20 protein-coding genes are annotated in these 22771 nt (G+C 40.6%); 11 read left to right on the top strand and 9 right to left on the bottom strand.

Translation table 11 applies throughout. The annotated features are described in order from the left end of the window. Nucleotides 1-7: 7 nt before the first annotated feature. On the bottom strand, nt 8-1711 hold the full coding sequence (locus PDL71_RS12585) for a M1 family metallopeptidase (protein WP_407521530.1): 1704 nt from the start codon (nt 1709-1711) through the stop codon (nt 8-10). Between the two features lie 38 nt (nt 1712-1749). Here PDL71_RS12585 and PDL71_RS12580 point away from each other — a divergent pair, with 38 nt between their 5' ends. Next, nucleotides 1750-3414, top strand: coding sequence for an ABC transporter substrate-binding protein (locus PDL71_RS12580; protein WP_407521528.1), 1665 nt, complete (start codon nt 1750-1752; stop codon nt 3412-3414). Nucleotides 3415-3610: 196 nt separating this feature from the next. Continuing rightward, nucleotides 3611-4849 carry a T9SS type A sorting domain-containing protein gene (locus PDL71_RS12575; protein WP_407521526.1) on the top strand — a complete coding sequence of 413 codons (1239 nt, stop codon included), beginning with the start codon at nt 3611-3613 and terminating at the stop codon, nt 4847-4849. 37 nt (nt 4850-4886) lie between these two features. On the opposite strand, the gene msrA is transcribed toward PDL71_RS12575, so the two are convergent. Together msrA and lpdA are read right to left on the bottom strand one after the other, a co-directional pair. Next, nucleotides 4887-5576: a peptide-methionine (S)-S-oxide reductase MsrA gene (gene msrA / locus PDL71_RS12570; RefSeq protein ID WP_407521524.1), complete on the bottom strand. Its 690-nt coding sequence runs from the start codon at nt 5574-5576 to the stop codon at nt 4887-4889. A 281-nt stretch (nt 5577-5857) separates the two neighbouring features. Further along, nucleotides 5858-7264, bottom strand: coding sequence for a dihydrolipoyl dehydrogenase (lpdA, locus tag PDL71_RS12565; RefSeq protein WP_407521522.1), 1407 nt, complete (start codon nt 7262-7264; stop codon nt 5858-5860). A gap of 276 nt (nt 7265-7540) precedes the next feature. Between lpdA and PDL71_RS12560 the strand changes: the two genes are divergently transcribed. From PDL71_RS12560 to def, 5 genes are all read left to right on the top strand, one after another. Beyond that, on the top strand, nt 7541-8092 hold the full coding sequence (locus tag PDL71_RS12560; protein ID WP_407521520.1) for an RNA methyltransferase: 552 nt from the start codon (nt 7541-7543) through the stop codon (nt 8090-8092). Nucleotides 8093-8112: 20 nt separating this feature from the next. Further along, entirely contained in the window at nt 8113-9051 is a 939-nt protein-coding gene (locus tag PDL71_RS12555; RefSeq protein WP_407521518.1) for a UbiA-like polyprenyltransferase, read from the top strand. Between the two features lie 57 nt (nt 9052-9108). Continuing rightward, the gene (locus PDL71_RS12550) at nt 9109-9459 is read left to right on the top strand and encodes a four helix bundle protein (RefSeq protein WP_407528406.1); all 351 of its coding nucleotides are present in this window, start codon (nt 9109-9111) and stop codon (nt 9457-9459) included. Between the two features lie 47 nt (nt 9460-9506). Then, nucleotides 9507-9923 (top strand): Holliday junction resolvase RuvX, encoded by a 417-nt coding sequence (ruvX, locus tag PDL71_RS12545; protein ID WP_407521516.1) that lies wholly within the window; start codon nt 9507-9509, stop codon nt 9921-9923. A gap of 123 nt (nt 9924-10046) precedes the next feature. After that, on the top strand, nt 10047-10625 hold the full coding sequence (gene def / locus PDL71_RS12540; RefSeq protein ID WP_407521514.1) for a peptide deformylase: 579 nt from the start codon (nt 10047-10049) through the stop codon (nt 10623-10625). On the opposite strand, the gene PDL71_RS12535 is transcribed toward def, so the two are convergent. Further along, entirely contained in the window at nt 10626-11711 is a 1086-nt protein-coding gene (locus PDL71_RS12535; RefSeq protein ID WP_407528404.1) for an RluA family pseudouridine synthase, read from the bottom strand. It abuts the gene before it with no gap. An 89-nt stretch (nt 11712-11800) separates the two neighbouring features. Here PDL71_RS12535 and lipB point away from each other — a divergent pair, with 89 nt between their 5' ends. Next, nucleotides 11801-12532, top strand: a complete 732-nt coding sequence (gene lipB, locus PDL71_RS12530) for a lipoyl(octanoyl) transferase LipB (protein ID WP_407521512.1) — start codon at nt 11801-11803, stop codon at nt 12530-12532. Here lipB and PDL71_RS12525 read toward each other — a convergent pair whose 3' ends face one another. Together PDL71_RS12525 and PDL71_RS12520 are read right to left on the bottom strand one after the other, a co-directional pair. Then, nucleotides 12533-13339 carry a hypothetical protein gene (locus tag PDL71_RS12525; protein ID WP_407521510.1) on the bottom strand — a complete coding sequence of 269 codons (807 nt, stop codon included), beginning with the start codon at nt 13337-13339 and terminating at the stop codon, nt 12533-12535. 48 nt (nt 13340-13387) lie between these two features. After that, the gene (locus PDL71_RS12520) at nt 13388-14284 is read right to left on the bottom strand and encodes a 1-aminocyclopropane-1-carboxylate deaminase/D-cysteine desulfhydrase (RefSeq protein WP_407521508.1); all 897 of its coding nucleotides are present in this window, start codon (nt 14282-14284) and stop codon (nt 13388-13390) included. Between the two features lie 87 nt (nt 14285-14371). Between PDL71_RS12520 and PDL71_RS12515 the strand changes: the two genes are divergently transcribed. Then, on the top strand, nt 14372-15268 hold the full coding sequence (locus PDL71_RS12515) for a sugar phosphate nucleotidyltransferase (RefSeq protein WP_407521506.1): 897 nt from the start codon (nt 14372-14374) through the stop codon (nt 15266-15268). Nucleotides 15269-15352: 84 nt separating this feature from the next. Here PDL71_RS12515 and PDL71_RS12510 read toward each other — a convergent pair whose 3' ends face one another. Further along, entirely contained in the window at nt 15353-18040 is a 2688-nt protein-coding gene (locus tag PDL71_RS12510; RefSeq protein ID WP_407521504.1) for a S8 family peptidase, read from the bottom strand. Between the two features lie 270 nt (nt 18041-18310). Between PDL71_RS12510 and PDL71_RS12505 the strand changes: the two genes are divergently transcribed. Beyond that, nucleotides 18311-19117, top strand: coding sequence for a M57 family metalloprotease (locus tag PDL71_RS12505; protein ID WP_407521502.1), 807 nt, complete (start codon nt 18311-18313; stop codon nt 19115-19117). Nucleotides 19118-19159: 42 nt separating this feature from the next. Continuing rightward, on the top strand, nt 19160-19960 hold the full coding sequence (locus tag PDL71_RS12500) for a M57 family metalloprotease (RefSeq protein WP_407521500.1): 801 nt from the start codon (nt 19160-19162) through the stop codon (nt 19958-19960). A 126-nt stretch (nt 19961-20086) separates the two neighbouring features. Here the strand turns inward: PDL71_RS12500 and pgi are convergent, their stop codons facing one another. Next, complete coding sequence (pgi, locus tag PDL71_RS12495) at nt 20087-21718, bottom strand: glucose-6-phosphate isomerase (RefSeq protein WP_407521498.1); 1632 nt, start codon at nt 21716-21718, stop codon at nt 20087-20089. 57 nt (nt 21719-21775) lie between these two features. Next, entirely contained in the window at nt 21776-22711 is a 936-nt protein-coding gene (locus PDL71_RS12490; protein WP_407521496.1) for a bifunctional riboflavin kinase/FAD synthetase, read from the bottom strand. Nucleotides 22712-22771 lie beyond the last annotated feature (60 nt).

Here is a 22771-nt window from a genome sequence, read left to right as displayed (position 1 = left end):
GAAGATATTACTTTACTTTTTTATAGGTGACGTAGAAATTCTTATCCATCAGCTTCTGCAAATCTTCCCCTTCTTTAAAGTTGGTTCGCATTTTTTGCCATTGCTCGGTGGCCAGCATCAAACCATATTTACCGTTACTGTTGCCGGGCAGATTAATGGGCATATTAAAACCTTTGATACAGTTGGCCCAGCGGTAATAAAGTGTCTGCATACCGCTGCTTGTTTCAAGATAATATTCCAATACCGGAATTTGAGTGGTGCGCAGGTATTGATCAAATACTTTAGAAAGATTAAACCCGGTTCGCTTACTGATGAAGTCTTCAATTTCTGCTCCTGTTACTGTTTTATGCCGGTACTTTTCATTCATATCACGCAGCAGTAACCGAAAGGTGCTTTTATCGCCAATGATTTGACGGATCATATGAATCATGTTACTGGCTTTGTAATACATATCGCCACTGCCTTCACTGTTTACATTGTATGTGCCGATGATGGGTTTTTCGTTTTGAATATTTCGGCGAATGCCCTGTACATATGCATTTCCCGCTTCTGTACCATAAACATAATCGAGGAATAAGGTTTCACTGTAGTTCGTAAATCCTTCGTGCACCCACATATCGGCCACATCTTTAGCGGAGATGTTATTGCCAAACCATTCATGCCCTGTTTCATGCACTACGATAAAATCCCATTTCATACCCCAGCCTGTACCACTTAAATCTCTGCCACGGTATCCGTTCTGAAATTTATTACCATATGCAACTGCACTTTGGTGTTCCATACCCAGATGATGGCTCTCTACCAGTTTGTAACCATCTTCATAAAAAGGGTAGCGGCCAAACCAGTATTCAAATGCACGGAGCATGGGTTTTACAATTTCAAATTGCTTTTTTGCTTTTTCAAGATTGTATTCCATTACATAGTAATCCAGGTCAAGCTTACCATTTTCTCCCATCAAGGTATCTTTGAAATGTGCATACTTTCCAATGTTCATGGTGATGTTATAGATGTTGATGGGCTTACTCACAAACCAGGTCCATGTTTTAAAACCATTTACAGATGCTGATGTGTTACGCAATCTTCCGTTAGATATATTCATCAACGTATCCGGTGTTATGATGCTTATTTGTGTACTGTCGGGCTCATCACTTTGATGATCTTTACAAGGCCACCATACACTGGCTCCCAAGCCCTGGCAGGCCACATTGATCCATGGATTTCCTTTTTCATCTTTCTTCCAAACCACACCTCCATCCCAAGGTGCATTCAATGCCGGTTTGGGTACCCCATGATAAACAAGCTTTAATTGTTGCAGCGGACCATTTTTGTATTGGTTTTGAGGTAATGATTTTGGCATTTTCCCTTTTGGTAAATCAATAAACCATGCATTGCCCTCACGTGAAAATGTAACTGGAATATCGTTCAGCCATGCACTGTCAATGGTTAACGGGTCCTGTAAATCAATCTGCATTTTTGCTGCAGGACTTTTTACAATTTTAAAGTAGATGGTATTGGTGCCGCTTAGTGTAAACCTGGTGAAATCCGGTTTCACCTGTAAGTCATACATCACCACATCCCACCAGGCACGTTCAGGTGTAATGCTGCCACGCAGGGTATCCTGTTTTGTAAACTGATCCGTCTTTTTAAAAATCTGTGCCTGTGTAAACAACACATTAAAGCAAAGCCCAATCGCTGATAAATAAATTTTCACTGGATATATTTAGGTTATAAATTTAGTGCTAATTCAGTATGAAGTTGGTTAAAAATACAATACAATTATTCAGGCATTGGCCATCACTTCTTCATGCAGCATTTTTTCTTTTTTATTGTTCATTCAACATCTCCTGTTCCAATTCCAAGCGTAAAGAACAAAACTTTTTTCACTATAATGAAACCACCGGTATCAGTTCCTTAGATCCTGCTTTTGCTAAAAACCAATCCAATATATGGGCGGTACATCAATTGTTCAGTACATTGGTGGAAACAGATGAGCAACTGCACATTGTTCCTTCACTTTCCAAAAGCTGGGACATCAGTACTGACAGGTTGCACATTACCTTTCATCTTCGTACAGATGTTTTTTTTCATGATAACAGTTGCTTTGCAAATGGTAAAGGCCGAAAAGTGGTAGCCAACGATGTGGTGTACAGCTTTCAACGGTTGATGGATAAAAATACGGCCAGCCCCGGTGCCTGGATTTTCAATAACCGTGTGGATGCCGCCACCGGTTTTATAGCCTTGAACGATTCTACTTTTCAATTAAACTTACTAAAGCCTTTTGTGCAGATTTTAGGTGTGTTAAGCAATGTGTATTGTTCCATTGTGCCAAAGGAAGCAGTTGAAAAATACAAAACTGATTTCCGACGTAATCCGGTTGGTAGCGGACCCTTCCGGTTCAAAGCATGGGAAGAGGGGCAAGCGTTGATTCTCACCAAGCATGAAAATTATTTTGAGCGGGATGAAAAGGGTAAGCGACTGCCTTACCTGGATGGCATCAAAGTTTCTTTTCTTGACAGTAAGGCTACGGAGTTTTTAGAGTTCCGGCAAAAGCGGCTGGATTTTGTGAATGATATTGAAGCTTCGTTCAAAGATGAAATTCTAACCCGTAACGGTGAACTCAGAAAAGAGTGGGAAGGAAAGATTGTACTCAACAAACATCCTTATCTCAATATTGAATACCTCGGCATATTGGTTGATGGAAGTAATCCGTTAGTAAAAAATTCTCCCTTACGGTTAAAAGCCATTCGGCAGGCTATTAACTATGGGTTTGACAAACGAAAGTTGATGTTGTACTTGCGCAATTCAATTGGTACACCGGCTGAAAGTGGTTTTGTGCCCATGGGGTTGCCCAGCTTTGATACCAATATTGTGAAGGGATATAACTATGATCCACAAAAAGCAAAGGCATTATTGAAAGAAGCTGGGTTTGATGAACAGCATCCGCCGCCTGCCATCAAGCTATTAACCATTCCGATTTATGCGGATCTTGCCGGTTATATTGCAAGAGAACTTCAGGATATTGGATTCGTTGTACAGGTAGAAGCGATTCAAAAAAGTTTATTGCTCACACAAACAGCCAAGAATCAGGCATTGTTTTTTCGTGCCAGTTGGATAGCAGATTATCCCGATGCTGAGAATTATTTTTCTGTCTTCTATTCTAAGAATCCATCACCGCCAAACTATACCCGTTACAACAATCCGGCATTTGATGCTTTGTATGAACAAAGTACAAAAGAGCCCAATGATTCCATTCGTTACAAACTCTATCAGCAAATGGATCAAATCATCATCAATGATGCACCGGTGGTACCTGTTTGGTATGATATGGTAATACATTTGGTGCAGCCACAGGTGCAAAACTTTAAGCCCAATGCATTAAACTGGCTTGAGTTAAGAAGAGTTCGATTTAAGTAATAGTACGAGGTGTTTTATCGTAACATTACGTGTTGCAATTCCTTAAAACAGTATTTTCCGAAAATAAATAAGACTTTTACTTGCAAAGCTAAGTGTTACTATTTATTTTTATTCTCAGATCCTGATCCTCTGAAAAGCACGAATATCTTATCCTGGGAAGCCTACGTACCTACTTAATTAACCAAACAGTACCCAGATGAAAACTTTTTTACACCTGTACAAGGCAGTTTTTGCTTTGATTTGTTTACTCCTTACATTTTCAGGATTTGCACAACCTGATTACGTTTTCAAAAACGCAACACTTCTTTCCGGCACAGACTTACAGCCCGGTGCTATTTACAGGTTTCAAAATGTAAAACCCGGGGTTGACGCAAGGGTTGAGATCATCAATTTCACCGGTGGTGTTTCATTAGATAAACTTGATGAAGGCTGGACGGGATTTGATGATGCCTTTCAACCATTTATTTTAGTAAACCCCGGAGCTAATGGCTATATAGAATTTGAGTTTCGTTTTTACACGGCAGGTACAAGTACTCTTATGAACCAGGCAAGCGTACCCATGTCTCCCATTGATGTGGATGGTGTTACTTATGCATCAGGTGTATTGTATGAAACAGACCAGATCCAGATGTTAAATGGTTATTACAATCATTCAACCTCCACCAGCGAAATAAGTGTTAACCAGGTACCCGGATGGATAAGAGGCAGAAATATCTCCGGTTGGTCTTATCCCGGTATTGATACGGCAGCCAAAAATGTAATGTTTACAGTTGTAAATACCGGTGTTAATACAATACGGGTGCGTATCGGGGCAAACAATTCTTCCACAGTTTCAGAAGTACGTTATCGTTCTGTGTATTTTAAAAGATTTACTTATCAAAATGGTATTTTACCGGGTAACCCTGTTGTTAATTTTAACGGAACCGCATCAGATAGACAGGTTCGTTTGCAGTATGAACTTTCAGAGCCTGAAAAATTCCAATCAGTAATTCTGGAAAAGGCAAACGGCGATATGAAGTTTGAAGCTTTGAATGAAATACAAACTTCTCCCGGTGTTTTACGATACACATATACAGATCATGATTTTGTTGAACTGTCTTATTATCGTTTACGAATCAGCTATGCAGGGGGAAGTACTGTTTATAGTTCAGTTTTAAAATTTAATTCCGCTGCAGGCGGAAAGGAATCGTTTAAGATTTATCCAAGTCTTGTTAATGACCAGATTCAGATGCAGTATTATTCCGATAAAAAAGAAAAAGCAGCTTTAAATCTTTACGATTACAATGGTCGTTTGATTTTTACCAAACCAGTGGAAATACAGCCGGGTATGAATAATACAAGCGTGGAAGGACTCTCTGCTGTTATGCCCGGTAATTATATAGCTGTTTTAAAGAACAGTTCCGGAGCGATGCAGCAGAAAATCATCAAGCAATAACTGTTTAAATGTTGACTGGATACCGCAAATGAGGAAGTTAATTCTTCCTCATTTTGTTTTTAAACACCTGCTCAAATTTTTCAAGCTTTGGTTTAATTACATAGTAACAGTAAGGATTATTGTTCTTATTGAGATTGTAATAGTTCTGATGATAGTTTTCAGCCTCACTGTAATTTTTATAGGGCTCAATCGTAGTTACAATCGGTTTGTCAAATACTTTGTTTTTTTCAAGCTCCGCTTTGTAATAAGATGCTTTCTTTTTTTGTTCTTCGTTGTGATAAAATACAGCGCTTCTGTATTGTGGACCCACATCGTTGCCCTGTCGGTTTAAAGTAGTAGGGTCATGGGTCTTCCAGAATATTTCCAGCAATTCATCATAGCTTATAACCTTTGGGTCAAATACAATCTGCGCCACTTCTGCATGCCCGGTAGTTTTGCTGCACACTTCTTCATAAGTAGGGTTTTTAACATGCCCGCCGCAATAACCGCTTTTTACTTTCAATACACCTTCCACCTGTTGAAAGATGGCTTCCACACACCAGAAACAACCGGCGCCAAAAGTGGCGGTATCGGTTTTCTGCACATCGTCGTTCATACCAACGGCGGCTGTTGTAAGATTATTATCCATTTTGTTCATACTTATTTGTTTGCCTTCGCCCGAAGCACAGGATAGTACCTGGAACATGCTGCTCAGAGAAAATACACCGGTAATCAGTTTACTCCACATGGTTTTTCGTTTTTATCAGTAGTCTTGCAATTTACACTCAAAATTGTACTTAAAACAAGGCGGTGGATGTATTGCTGCTGACAATAACCCGTTTTTACAGATGCTTTAACGTTTGAAGGCTCACTCTTGTTTAACAATTCCCAAAACCGGTGAAAAGAACTTAAACTGAATGAATGTTTGAAAATGTAACACCCATACTTAAAATGAGCTTCCGGTCAGTATCCCCCAAATAAAAAGTCCTGTATTGTTACAGGACTTTTAAAAAAATCTTTTTGGATGGTTTAAATATCAATCGCTTCGCCATAAGCAGCAGCAGTAGCTTCTTTTACCGCTTCACTCATAGTAGGATGGGGGTGTACACCGTTCAGGATTTCATGATAAGTTGTCTCCAGTTTACGAGCTACTACCACTTCAGCAATCATCTCTGTTACATTGCTGCCAATCATGTGTGCACCAAGAAACTCACCGTACTTAGCATCAAAAATTACTTTTACAAAACCCTCCGTACTACCGGCAGCACTTGCTTTACCACTGGCCATAAAAGGAAACTTACCCACTTTCACTTCATAACCAGCTTCTTTGGCTGCTTTCTCTGTATAACCAACACTCGCAATCTCCGGTGTGCAATAGGTACAACCGGGAATGTTGTTGTAATCCATTGCTTCGGGCGTATGATGATATTTCTTTTCCAGGTAACCAATATACTCTGCAGCATTAATACCTTCTTTACCTGCTACGTGTGCCAATGCTTGTCCGGGAGCCACATCACCAATGGCATAAATGCCCGGCATTGAAGTTTGACCAAACTTATCTACTACGATTTTTCCTTTTTCTGTTTTAATGCCGTTCTCTTCCAAACCAATGTTTTCAATATTGGCCACTACACCTGCAGCACTCAATAAAATATCGGCTTCCAATACCTGTTCACCGCTTGCCGTTTTCACTGTTGCTTTTACACCGGCGCCGCTGGTATCAACTTTTGTTACTTCAGCACTAGTCATGATGGCAATTCCTTTTTTCTTGAATTGCTTTTCCAGTTCTTTGGAAATGTCTTCATCTTCCACAGGTACAACACGAGGCATAAATTCAACGATGGTTACTTTCGTACCCATGCTGTTATAGAAATCAGCAAACTCAACACCAATAGCACCACTTCCTACAATGATCATGCTCTTGGGTTGTGTGGGCAATACCATTGCTTCACGGTAACCGATGATTTTTTTACCATCCTGCGGCATGCTGGGCAATACACGACTGCGACCGCCGGTAGCAATTACAATATATTTTCCTTCTACAATCTGTTTTTTACCGTCTGCTGCAGTCACTTCCAGTTTGCCTTTGCCGGCAATTTTTCCGTAACCCATAATCACATCAATCTTATTCTTCTTCATCAGGAACTGCACGCCCTTGCTCATCTTATCAGCCACACCACGGCTGCGTTTTACCACCGCACCAAAATCATGCTGCACTCCATTGGCATTGATACCGTAATCAGCACTGTGCTTCATGTATTCATACACCTGCGCACTTTTCAACAATGCTTTGGTAGGAATACAACCCCAGTTCAAGCACACACCACCCAGACTTTCTTTTTCAACAATTGCAACTTTAAAACCAAGCTGTGAAGCACGGATTGCAGCCGGATAACCACCGGGACCGCTGCCGAGAACAATAACGTCGTAAGCCATAATATTTGAAAATTTGAAATTTTTAAATTGAAAATCGGATGCGAAGGTAGTTGAAACAGGGTAATTGGCAAAAGCCTGTGGGGCTGTGGGCGGAGATGCTGTTGTGAGCAGTTATCGGGCTTTTCGCTGCTACTCCGCCACAAAGCCAGGCACAATAGCCTCAGCGGGGTATACGCTTCAATCCCGCAGCCTTTCAACAACTGTTTATTGCTCAGCATACCCGTCAATTGAAGCGCTGTTAACTTTCATCTGCCAGCCGTCAACTATCTTTGCCCGATGCGAAAATTAGAAATGGATGAACTCAACCGCAAATCCATTGATGAATTCAAACAGGCTGAAAAGAATAAAATCATCGTGGTGCTGGAAAATATCCGCAGCATGCAGAATGTGGGCTCGGTATTCCGCACAGCAGATGCGTTTTTGATCGAAGCTATCTATTTGATTGGCTATACACCGCAACCACCGCACAGGGATATTCATAAAACAGCATTAGGCGCTACTGAAACGGTTCAATGGAATTATTTCAGTACTACAGATGAAGCTATTCAATTGCTCAAAGCTGATGGCTATCAAGTGTATGGCATTGAACAGGTGGAGAAAAGTATTTCGCTGGAACAGTTCAGCAGAAAAGCGGATGATAAACTGGCGCTCATCTTTGGCAATGAGGCCATGGGTGTGGAGCAAAGCACCTTGGCGCAGTGCGACGGTTGTATTGAAATACCGCAGTTGGGTATGAAGCATTCATTAAACATAAGTGTGGCGGCAGGAGTGGTGTTGTGGGAAATGGTGAGAATGCATGTAACCTCAAGCCCTAAAGTGGAGTTTTGAAACACTCCTATATTTGCAGCATGTCCGCAGTAAAAAACTATCTCTCCCTCATTAAATTTTCTCATACTGTATTTGCATTGCCGTTTGCGTTGATTGGATTTTTCATTGGATTATTTTATTACCCTGAAGGTGTTGAAATTGTTATTCCATTTCAAAATATAAAATTTGAAAAGGAGTTTTTTAATAGTATGCAAATTACTATTGAATGGGAGGACATATTACCAAAACTCCTTTATGTCCTTCTCTGCATGGTCTTCGCCCGCAGTGCAGCCATGGCCTTTAACCGCTATTTAGACAGAAGCTTTGATACACAGAATCCACGTACTGCCATCCGTGAAATTCCTGCAGGCATCATCAGTGCCAACAGTGCATTGCTCTTCACCATCATCATGAGTGCGTTATTCATTATAACTACTTTTTTCATCAATACATTATGCTTTGCATTATCGCCTGTGGCTTTATTGGTAGTGCTGGGTTATAGCTTCACAAAACGCTTTACACCGCTTTGTCATTTGGTATTGGGTTTAGGTTTGAGTTTGGCACCCATTGGAGCTTATCTCGCCGTTACAGGAAAGTTTGAGGTATTACCCATCTTGTTTTCTTTCACCGTTTTGTTTTGGGTAAGCGGCTTTGATATTATTTATGCCTTGCAGGATGAAGAGTTTGATAAGAAGTATAAACTCAAATCCATTCCGGCATGGCTCGGTAAATCAAAAGCATTGCGGGTGAGTGAAGTATTGCATGTGTTAAGTGCATTGTGCATTATTGCTGCAGGTTGGTATGGAAGCTTTGGAACATCCTACTGGATTGGAGTTTGTTTGTTTATCGGATTATTGATTTATCAGCACCTGCTGGTAAAGCCGGATGATTTAAGCAAAGTGAACATGGCTTTCTTTACAACGAATGGCATAGCAAGTGTAGTGTTTGCGGTGTTTGTGATAACTGATATTTTATTATAAGGGTAATGGTTCATGGAAAATAGTTCATAGTATCGTACATACTTTAATCATCTCTATCTGGCGTTTCGTTTCGAAGATCTTAAAGTTTGGAATAATGCTGTTGATCTTTCAAATGAAGTCGATAAGCTTGCAAAGCAATTTCCAATAGAAGAGCGATTCAGTCTTGCTTCTCAAATTAAACGTGCCGCCGATTCAGTTGTATTAAATATTGCAGAAGGCAGTACAGGTCAATCGAAACCTGAGTTCAGGCGGTTTCTTTCTATTGCACTGAGGTCGGCAATTGAAGTAGTGGCGTGTTTATTTCTGGCCATCAAAAGAAATTATATATCTCAAGAAATTTTTAAGCAGATGTATGACAATTATGAAACCCTTTGTAAAATGATTACAAAGCTGAGAGACTCACTCTGAGCGGCGTCTATGAACCATTTCCCATGAACCATTAACTTCGTCTTTGAATGGCACGAATCCTTTGCATAGACTACGGCGGCAAACGCACCGGCATCGCTGTTACGGATCCTCTGCAGATTATTGCAACAGGATTAACTACTATTGACACGAAAGACTTCATCAAATTCCTGAAAGATTATTTCAGTAAAGAACAGGTAGAAAAAATCATCATCGGCATGCCGCTGAATATGGATGATAGCGCCACGCACGCCACTCCATTAGTGGAAAATGCCATCAAACAACTCAGAAAACATTTCCCCAATATGCCTGTTGAAACAGTGGATGAACGTTTTACTTCCAAAATGGCCAAGGATGCCATGCTGGAAATGGGGTTAAAGAAAAAGCAACGAAGAGATAAAAAACTGGTGGATGAAATTGCAGCCACTATTATGCTGCAGGAATATATGGGAAGAAGTACGAGGTAAGAAGTACGAGGTACGAAGTACAGGAAAATCCATCACTGCCTGTTATATTTGCAGTTTAAATTAAATAAGCGGTTTATGAATGTTGAGTTAATCTGCAATCTGAAATCGCCAATCTGAAATCAAATGATTTTACCAATCGTAGCATACGGAGCTGATGTTTTAAGAAAAACGGGGAAAGATATTTCTGCAGATTATCCTGAGCTTCAAAAACTGATTGCAGATATGTGGGAAACCATGTATGCCAGTAATGGGGTAGGTTTGGCAGCCCCACAAATCAACCGTGATATCCGTTTGTTTGTGGTGGACAGCCAGCAGATGTTTGCCAACATGGATGAAGAGGAAACGCTTTTATATCCTGACCGGCCGGGCATTAAGCAGGTGTTCATCAATGCACAGGTTGAAGAATTGCTGGGCGATGACTGGGCTTATAACGAAGGCTGTTTAAGTATTCCCAAAATACGTGAAGATATTTACCGGGCTGAGGAAGTTACTATCCGCTTTATGGATGAGAACTTTACCGAGCATGTAAAAACCTTTGATGGCATTACGGCCCGTGTAATTCTGCACGAGTACGACCATATTGAAGGCAAGCTGTTCATTGATTATCTCAAACCTTTAAAGAGGAAATTACTTAAAGGCAAACTGGATGATATTTCAAAAGGGAAAGTAAATGTGGATTATAAGATGATGTTTGTGAAGTAATCACTCATCCAGCAAATTCTTAGCTTTCGTATAAACCCTCCATTTTTCAATTACGGCTTTCATATCAGCCGCCAGTTCGCTTTCAAATAAAATGGGCTGTTGCGTTTTAGGATGCACAAAACCCAATGTTTGTGCATGCAGTGCATGACGGGGGCAAATGGCAAAACAGTTTTCTACAAACTGTTTGTACTTGGTATAAATCGTCCCCTTCAGAATCCGGTCGCCACCATAAGTGTCATCATTAAACAGCGAATGTCCTATATGCTGCATGTGTACACGTATCTGGTGTGTGCGCCCTGTTTCCAGTTTACATTCTACCAAGGTGGTATAGCCAAATCGTTCAAGCACTTTATAATGAGTAACGGCTTCTTTACCATATTCACCATCAGGATATACATCCATGATTTTACGGAAGCGTTGATGACGACCAACATGTCCGGTAATAGTTCCTGCATCTTCTTTAATATCTCCCCAAACCAGGGCAATATATTTACGCTGAACTGTATGATTAAAAAATTGCTTGGCCAGGTGCAGACTGCTTTTTTCATCTTTGGCCAGTACCACCAGTCCGCTGGTGTTCTTGTCAATCCGGTGTACCATACCAAAGCGTGGCAGTTGCTCTTCTGTTAAATCTGGTTGTTGCAGTTTTAAATGCCAGAGTACGCCGTTTACCAATGTGCCGTTATAATTGCCGCTGCCGGGATGCATCACCATGCCCGCCACTTTATTAATAACAATTACTGAATCATCCTCATACACAATATTGAGCGGAAGTTCTTCTGCCACAACAGCTGTTTCATCAGGCGACGTATCAGAAAAACAAACAATCTCATCTCCGGGTTTCACTTTGTAGTTCGCTTTTACAAAACCGGCGTTAACGGTAACAAATCCCGTTTCAATGCCACGTTGAATTTTATTACGGGTAGCACCTTCAATTTTTGACATCAGGTATTTATCAATGCGCAAAGGTTCCTGCCCGCCACTTACTATAAAGCGTTTGCGTTCGTAAAGTTCCTCGGCACCATCTCCATTGTCAAGCTCTTTATTTTCTAATTCTTCTTCATTAAGCAATTCATCGTTGGCCATACCTGCAAAAATAAGCGATGCGGTATTTCCATTCAAATACTTGTAGCTTTGCAACCTCGTCAGGACGCCTGCGTCAGACGTGTATCAAAATGCAGCAACAAGTTTACTTTCAGGATTTAGGCAATATGCGTTACAAAGAAGCCTGGGACTACCAGGAAGAATTATTGCGTAACAACCTGCAGGTAAAGAGCGAACAACGAAAGCTTCAACTGGCTTCCGGGGAAAGTGAGCCTGTACCTGAGCTTCTTAGCACCACACATCATCTTTTGTTTGTGGAGCATCCGCCTGTTTATACCTTGGGCAAAAGCGGGGATGTAAAAAACATACTCATCAGTGAAGCTGAAATGAACGAACGTGGTATTGAATATTATCCAACCAACAGGGGCGGCGATATCACTTTTCACGGGCCACAGCAAATTGTAGGTTATCCCATCCTTGACCTCGAAAAGTTTGAAACCGATATCGGTAAATATCTTCGTAAACTGGAAGAGGTAATTATTTTAACTATGAAAAGCTTCGGGCTGAAAGGCGAACGCAGCAGCGGAGAAACAGGTGTTTGGCTGGATCCCGACAAAAAAGGAAACGAACGTAAAATCTGTGCCATGGGTGTTCGTTGCAGCCGCTGGATTACCATGCATGGGTTTGCTTTTAATGTTAATACCGATTTGAATTACTTCAATAATATCATTCCCTGCGGTATTGAAAACAAGCAAGTGACTTCACTTGAAAGAGAGTTGGGACGTAAAATTGATTTTGAAGAAGCCAAACAGAAAGTGAAATACTATTTTGAAGAAGTATTTGATGTAAAACTGGCTGAATGATTAATTATCCCTTGTTATAAGAAACTTGTTACGCTCTACTACTTTGCCGTTTTCTCTCAGCTCAAAATAATACCAACCGGATTTCAGAAAACTTGCTTTATCCAGTTTTAAACGGGTTTGTTTGATTTGTGGTAAGGCGAATACAGGTCTGCCTTCTTCCCTTAAAAACGTAACAGAATAGTTTTTTTTCAAAGCATCCGGCAAATTGATTTCAACATTGCCATCATCAGCTGTGTAAACATAAACAGATGGCTCCCATGCCTTTTTTACCGGTATTGTGGAAGCTGGCAATGGAATTTTGATGGTCTTTTTTGTTTCCCTGCCGGATGTACTTACCGGCCCGGTGCTGTTTATTTCTACTTCTGGTTTTTCTTTTGTTTCCGTTGCCGGTTTATTATAGGTAACAGGCTTCGGTTTTTCTTTGACCGTTTCGTTCGGCTTTACCGGAATGGCGGTAACAACAGTCCCGGTTTCTTCAATGGCTCGTTTGGGTTTTGTAAAAAAGTAGTTAGTGCCTTCAAACAAAACGAAGACACGGTAATAACCGGTGTCATACTTAGCCAGTTTATCTTCAAAGGAATAAGAACGGGCATTGGGGTTAGGCGTGGAGTGAATGGTAATGAAATTGCGGTTGCTGTCTTTGGAACGTTGAATATTAATTTGAGAAGCGTTTTTATAATTACTGGCCCAGCTTACGGTAATGACACCTGCTTTTTTCTTAACAGAAAAATTAGGTAATGTATCCATTTGTGCATGAGCAAGGGTACAACAACTGATAACCAGTACAAACAGCAACGATCTCTTCATGTTTTGCGGGTGTTTGAATCTATTCAGGCTTCAAAGATAATGCCGTACTCAATAACACAACGCATCTTGTGGTAATGATTGATTACCCTGTAAGCCACCTGTATGAAGCAGCAGCAAACGGTGCGTTGGCTGTAAAAGGTTTTGAAGCAGGTCTTCAGCAGCCATAAAAAGTTTAGCGGTATAAACAATATCCAGCGGAATTTGTGTTTGTTCAAAAAAGCGGTTGCAGAAACGGAGCAACGTTTCATCAAATTTTGCATAGCCTTTACCGGCATGGTTAAAAAGCGGATGAATATTTTTGAAATTGTTTGTATTCAGATGTCGTTCTGCAAATTGTTCCTGCTCATCCGTTTTTATTTTAAGTACAGGTATTGCAATGATTTGCTGATGAGGGTGCGATTGTTTTGCAATACCTCTTACGGTGGTTCCTGTTCCCACGGCACAGGCTATATGTGTGAAGGTTTCATAATGAGGAATGAGTGATGGTATTTCAGTACAACCTTTTTCACCGTAGTCATTATCACCGCCTTCCGGTACAAAAAAATAATCAGGGTATTGCTGCAGCAGTTGAATGATCTCAGCTGAATTTCTTTGATAACCCGACCTGCTTACAGAAACAAGCTGCATCTTTTGCGAAGTACAAAAAGCAAAAGTAGGAGAGAGTGGTTCTGCAATTTCACCACGAACAACTCCGATTGATGGAATTTGATTGATGGCACATGCATAAGCAGTTGCTGCAAGATGATTGGAATAAGCACCGCCCATGGTAATGATTCCTTTATTTTGCTTAACCGCCTGCTCCAGGTTGTATTTCAGTTTGAAAAATTTGTTACCGCTCACTACAGGATGTAAAAGATCAAGCCTTGCAACAGTTGCCCGGAGTATGGCACCGGTTGATGCAGTCCATTGTATTTGTTGTGTGAGAATTTGTTCCGCAATCTGCATACAGCAACCTGTTGATAATTAATTGTTCTGCATCAAACTTTCAATCATTCCCTCCTTATCTTTGCCCTGCTCAAAAATAAGCATTGCATGCAACCAACATTATTGATTTTAGCGGCAGGCATGGCCAGTCGGTACGGAAGTATGAAGCAGACGGAAGGTTTTGGTCCTAATGGTGAAACCATTATGGACTATTCCATATATGATGCCATAAGAGCGGGTTTTGGTAAAGTAGTATTTATCATCCGTGAAGATTTTGCAGAAGCTTTTAAAGCAAGCTTTGAACCAAAGCTGCAGGGAAAAATTGAAACGGCTTACGTCTATCAATCCCTTCAGTCCTTAACCGGAGATTTTACAGTGCCGGCAACACGTACTAAACCATGGGGTACAGCACATGCCGTTCTTTGTGCAAAAGATGCTATTAAAGAACCATTTGCTGTTATTAACGCAGATGATTTTTATGGCAGAGATGCTTTTGAAAAAGCAGCCGCTTTTTTAAAAACTGATTGTAACCCGGAGCAACATGCTATCATTGGTTATGAACTCGCCAAAACGCTTAGTGCCAACGGTACTGTAAGTCGTGGAGTTTGTGTGGTGGATGATGATCAAAACCTGGTGAGTATTGCAGAACGTACTAAAATTTATGCAGAAGGTGATGCCATTGTTTATGAAGATGCACAAGGCAAACACAATGTACCGGTACACTCCAGTGTAAGCATGAACTTCTGGTGTTTTGATGATTCCATCTTTTATCTTACTTCTAAGTTGTTTTCAAAATTTCTTAAGGAACACGGTAACGAAGAAAAATCTGAATTTTTTATTCCTATTGTGGCAGATGAGTTTATTAAAGAGGAATTGGGTTTGATTAAAGTAATTCCCACTTCTTCACAGTGGTTTGGAGTTACGTATAAAGAAGATGCTCCCGGTGTACAAAGCAGCATTGATGCATTGGTTGCAAGCGGAGAATATCCTCAAAGTCTGTGGTAAAATTGAAACTGAAATTTAAATACGAGAGCCGCCGGTTTACCGGCGGCTCTTTTTTGAGGAGTTATGTTTGATTAAACTGAGCCGTTAATTTACAATAACTGCACCGCTTTTCACCCGTTGATTTTGTTTGTTCAGGATACGGTAGTAATAAATTCCTTTGGAAAGAAAATGGATATTGATTTGTTCAGGTATATCATTCAGCTTTTGTTCGAGTATGATCATACCGTTGCTGTTAACCAACTGAATGATTAATTCATCTTCCGGTTTTGCTAATACATACAAAGGCTGTGATCGTGTAACAGGATTGGGAAATACAATAGCCGGTTCGGTACCGTTAAATAACAGCACCGCTTCATCACTATAAAACGTTCTGCCGTCATTTAAGATAACTGCAGCCCTGTACACGTTGGGGCCGTTGTTGAGTTGCACATCCGTAAATGTATAAAGAAGATTTGTGTTATTGATTGAACTGGTGTTGATGCGTTCATAGCCATTTTTCTTTTTCTTTTCAAATGCAACTGATCGGACACCTGCAATGGTAGAGAGTTGTAATTGTAACAGCGCTTGATTGGAAAGAGTAAGATCTGCCAGCAAAGTGCGGATATAACAACCGGTTCCCTGTAGATTATAATCAAAAGTATAAGAACGTACTAAAGGCTTTGAAGCTATGAGCGGTTCTACTGCATAATGTACCGAAGCTTCGTTTCTTTTACTGAAAACAAGAAAGGTATCAGAGGTAATCCTGAAAGGCTCCAGGTAAAAATTCCCCAGTTTTACAACACGGTATTGCGTAACACCCGGCAATGCCTGCCAGTTAAGCATTACAGAATCTGCACAATTAAACCCTACAGATGTAACCGGTCTTTGTGATATTGTAAACGTATCACTGGTGTGTACAGCAGCACCTGTTTGCATACGCAGCAATGCCCTTGTAAAAAGACGGGGTGGTGTATACCTGAAATAACCTTTACTTAAATCAACATTTGTGCTGATGGTTTGCCAGTTGTTTCCATTGTCTGTACTCAGTTGTAATTGACCGGTGCCGGAATAAGAAGTTTGCCAGCGTAACACATTGGCATCGGGCAGAAGCAAATGATCATTTTTAGAAGGGTAGTACCATTGAAATGTTTCAACTGAATCCAGTTGCCAGGCAATTGAAAAATTCTGTGAAGCGGTTCTCAAAGCGCCGCTGCTCACACGAATGGTATAACTGCCGGGTTGCGGATCGTTGATGCTGATCTGTTCCACTGTATTCAACGTATCTTTTTTCCGTACTGCTGCTTTTTCAATGGAATCTTTATGAGGAAAAGTGCTTAGCACCCATGGTTGCCAGGTTTGACCACCTGTATTCTGTTCGAGTAAAAGATCAAGATCATTGATCAATGCTTTGTTGGTATTGGGTAAAGCAGCCGGATCCGTCCATGCCAAAGTGATTTTTAATTGTTTGATGCCTGCCGGAATCGTGATGTTGAATGTTTGCGTGGTATTGGAAGCAACACTGCCATTCATTAAACGGCCATTCAGAATGGTTTGCATGGCTTTGTATCCATTTGCATTTCCATAACCTGATGCAAAGTCAATACCCGTAACACCCACATCATCTGCACTGTTGAGTAATACAGCTTTTATGAGTGAAGCAGGAGGTAGTGATCCTGATTTTTGTTGATAAGCCTGTTGTAAGGTTAATGCAATTCCCGAAACCAAGGCTGCTGCACCACTGCTGCCGTCTTCACCAAAAGCTACTAACTCCGGTTTGATACGTCCATCAAACGCAGGACCTTTTGAACTTGGAGCTAATACATTATAGAACGAATCAATATGACCAACTGTGATGATGTTTTTAGCCTGTTTAAAATTGCCTGTAATAGTTGCATAACCACTGATACCGGTAAAAGTGCCTGCTAAAGGAGTAAGTGTTCCGGAATTGCCAACAGAAAAAACATGCAGCAAATGCGGCAGCGTTGTTACGGATGCATCATAAGCTGCAGCCTCAGCACCATAAAAATGTTCAACCAGAGTACCGTAAGAATGATTTTGTACATGTATGGGTGTCTGCTGGTAGTAAGAAGGTGTTTCCGGTAAGAGGTTTTGAAAGCCGGCGGAAGATACGGAAGCATTCCAGGCAGCACCTTTTGTATAATTCCAGTTATTACCGCCTCCTGCAATAATTGTAGCCATAGCGCTTGCATGCCCTGAAACAATAGTGGATGCAAACGGAGCATTTAAAATTCTTCCTTTAAAATCTATATCACTGGTATCAAACCTGTTTTCTTTTACTGAAACATTGAATCCGTTCCCGTTAAACTGGGGATGATTGCTTTGCAGTAATGAAATGCCATTAACTGCATAGTCTACAAAACCAAGCAGCAATTCTTCTTTTGGTTGTTTTATATCATCTGCAAAAAGAACCCCTTTGCATTGAAGTAAGTTTTTAAGAACAGAAGGTTTGGTTTTAATAATAAACGTATTGGTGGGCTCATAAAAACGGATAACAGTCATTTCTTTAAGTGAGTCTGTACAGTTTTTCCAATCATTGATTGATTGGGCCTGAACAGTAAAAAGTAAATTAGTATCTGTCTTCCATTGTTCCAGTTTTTGCCTGAATGCAGAAGTTGTTTTTTGAAATTGTTCCCTTGAACTTACCTGTGCAACTGATTTGAATTGTGGAAATGTGGAAAACGCAGTAAGGCTGATGATTGTTTGAATAACAAACCTTAAACAACGATTCGTAATTCTACGGGAGTTTTCACGAAAGGTAATTAGATTCTGCATTTTTGAAACAGGCTTGCAATTTTTTCTTTTACAGGAATCATAAAAGTAAATATTTTAAAGGACGGAAAATAATTGATTCCGGAAATAAATCAACCAGCATGAGAAAAAGAAGGAGCTTGTTATCCTTTATTAATGGCCGTTTATTTTTTAGTAATCAATTTTCTTTATACCCATCTTCTTCATCGTTATTACCTGTAAACTTATTGAAAGCTATCAGCCATTGCTTTCAGAAATCGGTATTTTTTTTAATCACACTCAAAACAAAAAAACATGAGAAAGCATTTAACCAATGCATTGCTACTGCTGACAGTTACGGCTGCAGTATGGTCTTGCCAAAAGAAAAGCACTACTGAAGATGCTACGGTATCCCAGGAAGTATTAAGCCAGATCAAACAACTGGGTTTTTCACCGGAAGGTGTTACAGCTGTTGATGGCGGTTACTTAGTTGAAGGTGATATCATTCTAACTCCTGAAAACCTGCAGAATCTTTCCCAGTCGCATGAATTAATTTATGCCAACGAGGAACATTACCGTACCACTAACCTGGTAAATACCGGTACCAGTACTCGTACGCTTACTGTAAAGCTCAACACGACGCAGGCTAATTTTGTTTCGGCTACTGATGAAGCCATCCGCCGTTACAACGCTTTAAATCTTCGTTTACGTTTTCAACGTATTACAAGCGGTACTGCTAACATTAATATTGTTACTTACTACCAGGTGAGCAATACATTAGGTTCTGCCGGATTCCCTTCAGGTGGTAATCCTTATGGTACTATCAATATGAATACATACTGGTATACATCAGGCATTGCAGTTAATGCATTGGCTACAACCATTGCGCATGAAATGGGTCACTGCATCGGATTCCGTCATACAGATTATATGAACCGCTCTTACAGTTGCGGTGGTTCTGCTGTAAATGAAGGAAGCGCCGGAGTAGGTGCTGTTTATATTCCCGGTACACCTACAGGACCAAGTGCAGGATCCTGGATGCTGGCTTGCGGAAGTACCTCATCATCTTTCAACCGTCCGTTTACATCAGCTGATCAAACGGCATTGAATTATGTTTATTAATCCTTAACACTAACTATTTTCTGAAACTTAAATCCGACAAACATGAGAAGACAATTTTTAAATCTTGTGATGCTGCTCACATTAACTGCAGTTGTTTATTCCTGCCAGAAAAAAGCTGAAACAGTAAACAATGAAGCTGTATCTCTGGAAGTATTAAACCAGGTTGCAGCCATGGGCTTTAACAATGAAGGTGTTATTGCTGCCGATGGTGGTTATATTGTAGAAGGTGATATTTTCATTCCTGCCTCAGACCTTGGCAAGAAAGTAAACAGTCCTTCATTGCTTGTTGCAAGTGAGGAACAGTACCGCACTACCAATCTTGTAAGTGTAAGCGGTGGTACCAGAACTATCAACGTATCACTCAATACAACTGCTTCTTATTTTGTAAGTGCACTGGATGAAGCGATTGCCCGTTACAATGCTGAAAATCTTACACTTCAATTTCAACGTGTAACAGGTACAGGCGATATTAATATTGTTACGTATTATGAAGTAAGTAATACACTTGGCTCTGCAGGTTTCCCCAGTGGCGGTAATCCATACAATCAAATCCGTATGAACACGTACTGGTACAATGCCAATACAAATATTAATTATCTCGCAACCATCATTGCACATGAGATGGGGCATTGCATCGGTTTCCGTCATACAGATTATATGAACCGTGCTTACAGCTGCGGTGGCCGTCGCTACAACGAAGGTACTGCCGGAGTTGGCGCCATCCATATTCCCGGTACACCTACAAGTGCTGATCCTAACAGCTGGATGCTGGCTTGTATCGGTAGTGGTGTAAACCGTCCGTTTAATGCCAATGATAAAATTGCATTAAACTATTTATATTAAGTTTTCTCATACACCCTTATAACAACTAAGAAGCCCCGCTTTTGCGGGGCTTTGTAATTTTATTTAACGAGCTATTGTACGTATGGCGGCAATATTGTGTCACTCACTTCATCGTTCATTTTCCAATCAGCTTTTGCGCATCTCCTTATACAGATTGATCAATGCATTGGTGCTGCTGTCGTGTGTCGTAACTTTTTCATCGCCTTTCAATTCCGGCAGAATTTTATTCGCTAACTGTTTGCCTAATTCCACACCCCATTGATCAAAGCTGTAAATATTCCAGATAATACCCTGCACAAATATTTTGTGCTCATATAATGCAATCAGCTCGCCTAATGTAAACGGAGTGATTTTTTTGATAAGAATAGAATTGGAAGGACGGTTGCCTTCAAATACTTTAAATGGAATTAATTCTTCCTTCACACCTTCAGCCACCACTTCTTCTTTTGACTTACCGTTCATAAGCGCTTCTGTTTGTGCAAAAAAATTGCTGAGCAGCTTTTCATGATGATCACCAACAGGATTATGACTGATGGCCGGTGCAATAAAATCACAGGGAATCAAATGTGTGCCCTGGTGAATCAGTTGATAAAAACTATGCTGACCATTAGTGCCCGGCTCGCCCCAGATGATGGGTCCTGTACTGTAGTTTACTTTTTCGCCATTACGGCTTACATATTTACCGTTACTTTCCATATTACCCTGTTGAAAGTAAGCAGCAAAGCGGTGCAGGTATTGATCGTAGGGGAGAATGGCTTCGCTTATTGCATCAAAGAAATTGGTGTACCATAAACCAATCAAGGCCATAAGCACCGGAATATTTTTATCAAATGGTTCTTTTTTGAAATGCTCATCGGCGGCGTAAGCACCTTTCAGCAATTGTTCAAAATTATCATAGCCAATTGTTAGTGCTATGGATAAACCAATGGCGCTCCATAAACTGTAACGACCGCCCACCCAATCCCAGAACTCAAACATATTGGCTTTGTCAATACCAAACTTTACTACCTCTTTTTCATTGGTGCTGAGGGCTGCAAAATGTTTGGCGATCAACGATTCATCTTGGGCATGTTGCAGGAACCAGTTGCGTGCCGTATGGGCATTGGTCATGGTTTCCTGGGTAGTAAATGTTTTGGAAGCAATCAAAAACAGCGTTTCATCAGGCGTTACTTTCTTCAGGGTTTCTGCAATATGCGTTCCATCTACATTGCTTACAAAAAAAGTTTCGATGCCCTCTGCCCAATAAGGTTTTAATGCTTCCGTTACCATCACCGGTCCCAGATCACTTCCGCCAATACCAATGTTTACAATGTATTTGATTTTCTTACCCGTATAACCTTTCCATGCACCACTGTGGATATTAGCACAAAAAGATTTCATTTGTGATAATACGTTTCGTACATCGGGCATAATATCTTTTCCTTCGCTCAATACCGGATGGCCGCTGAAGTTTCTCAAAGCAGTATGCAATACGGCACGGCCCTCGGTTTCATTGATTTTTTCACCGGCAAACATGCTTACAATGGCTTCCTTGATTCCACATTCACTTGACAGTTGAATCAACAGTTGAATCGTTTGTTCAGTGATAAGGTTTTTGGAATAATCAAACACAATATCCTCTGCACAGGTGCTGAAACGGGAAAAACGATGTGCGTCAGCAGCAAACAGATCTTTCATGTGCAGCTTTTTCATTTCCTGCGCATGTGCTTCTAAAAGTTGCCAGGCATTGGTTGATGTGGGGTTAATAGCAGGGAGCATGGGAAATTTATAATTTGTAGTTTATTGTTATTTCTTACCTCTTACTTCATGTTTTTTTCATTCTTCATTCAGCAACTTAATGCTTACTTCTTTATCTTTTTTCAATTGCTCTTTTAGTGCATCAATGCCGCTGAATTTCACTTCACTTCGTAAATGATGTTTGAGCCACACTCTCAGATGACGGCCGTAAATATCTTCATCAAAATCAAAAATGTTTACTTCAATCATTCTGTTAATGCCATCCACCGTAGGCCGGGTGCCGATGTTCATCATTCCCTTCAGCAATCTTGTTTCTCCTTCTAACTGACAGGTTACGGCATACACACCATTGCCGGGAATCAGCTTGTCCGGATTATCCATTTGTAAATTAGCAGTGGGATAGCCTATGGTTCGTCCCAATTTGTTACCCTCAATTACTTCTCCTTTAAAGAAATAATCATAACCCAAAAAGGCTCTTGCCAGAGTAACATCACCCCGCAGCAGTGCCTCTCTGATTTTAGTAGAACTGATGATGGCGTTGTTAATCAGTTCTTCATCAATTTCCTGAACGGTGTAGTGAAATTGTGCTGCATATTGTTCCAGCAGCTTAAAATCACCTTCCCGGTTATTGCCAAACTTATGATCGTAACCAATGATGATAGTAGCCGGGCTGAATTTATCTACTAAAAAATGATGTACATATTCCAATGCTGTTTGCTGTGAAAAATCTTTGGTAAAAGGTACAATCACCATATTGTTAATGCCCAGCTTTTTCAGCAGCTCAATGCGTTCTTCCATGGTGGTTAACTGCATGAGGCTTTCGTTAGGTTTTACAATCTTGCGGGGATGCGGGTGAAAAGTAATGAGCACCGATTCGCCACCGGTACGTTCGCTTTCAGCCAGCAATTGATGAATGATTTTCTGATGACCGAGGTGCACACCATCAAACGTACCAATGGTAATAACCGCTTTTGTAAAAACCGGCAACGTATCCAGGTTCCTGTAAACTTTCATAAAGTGGGGCAAATGTACAAAAGGAAGGTGTATTGACTGTTAGTATAAATCAAGCTCCAA

The sequence above is a fragment of the Lacibacter sp. MH-610 genome (assembly GCF_045780045.1).
In the GTDB taxonomy this organism is placed as follows: Bacteria; Bacteroidota; Bacteroidia; order Chitinophagales; family Chitinophagaceae; genus Lacibacter.
The sequence above is the reverse complement of the archived record's forward strand: the minus strand, read 5'-3'. Positions and strand labels throughout refer to the sequence as shown.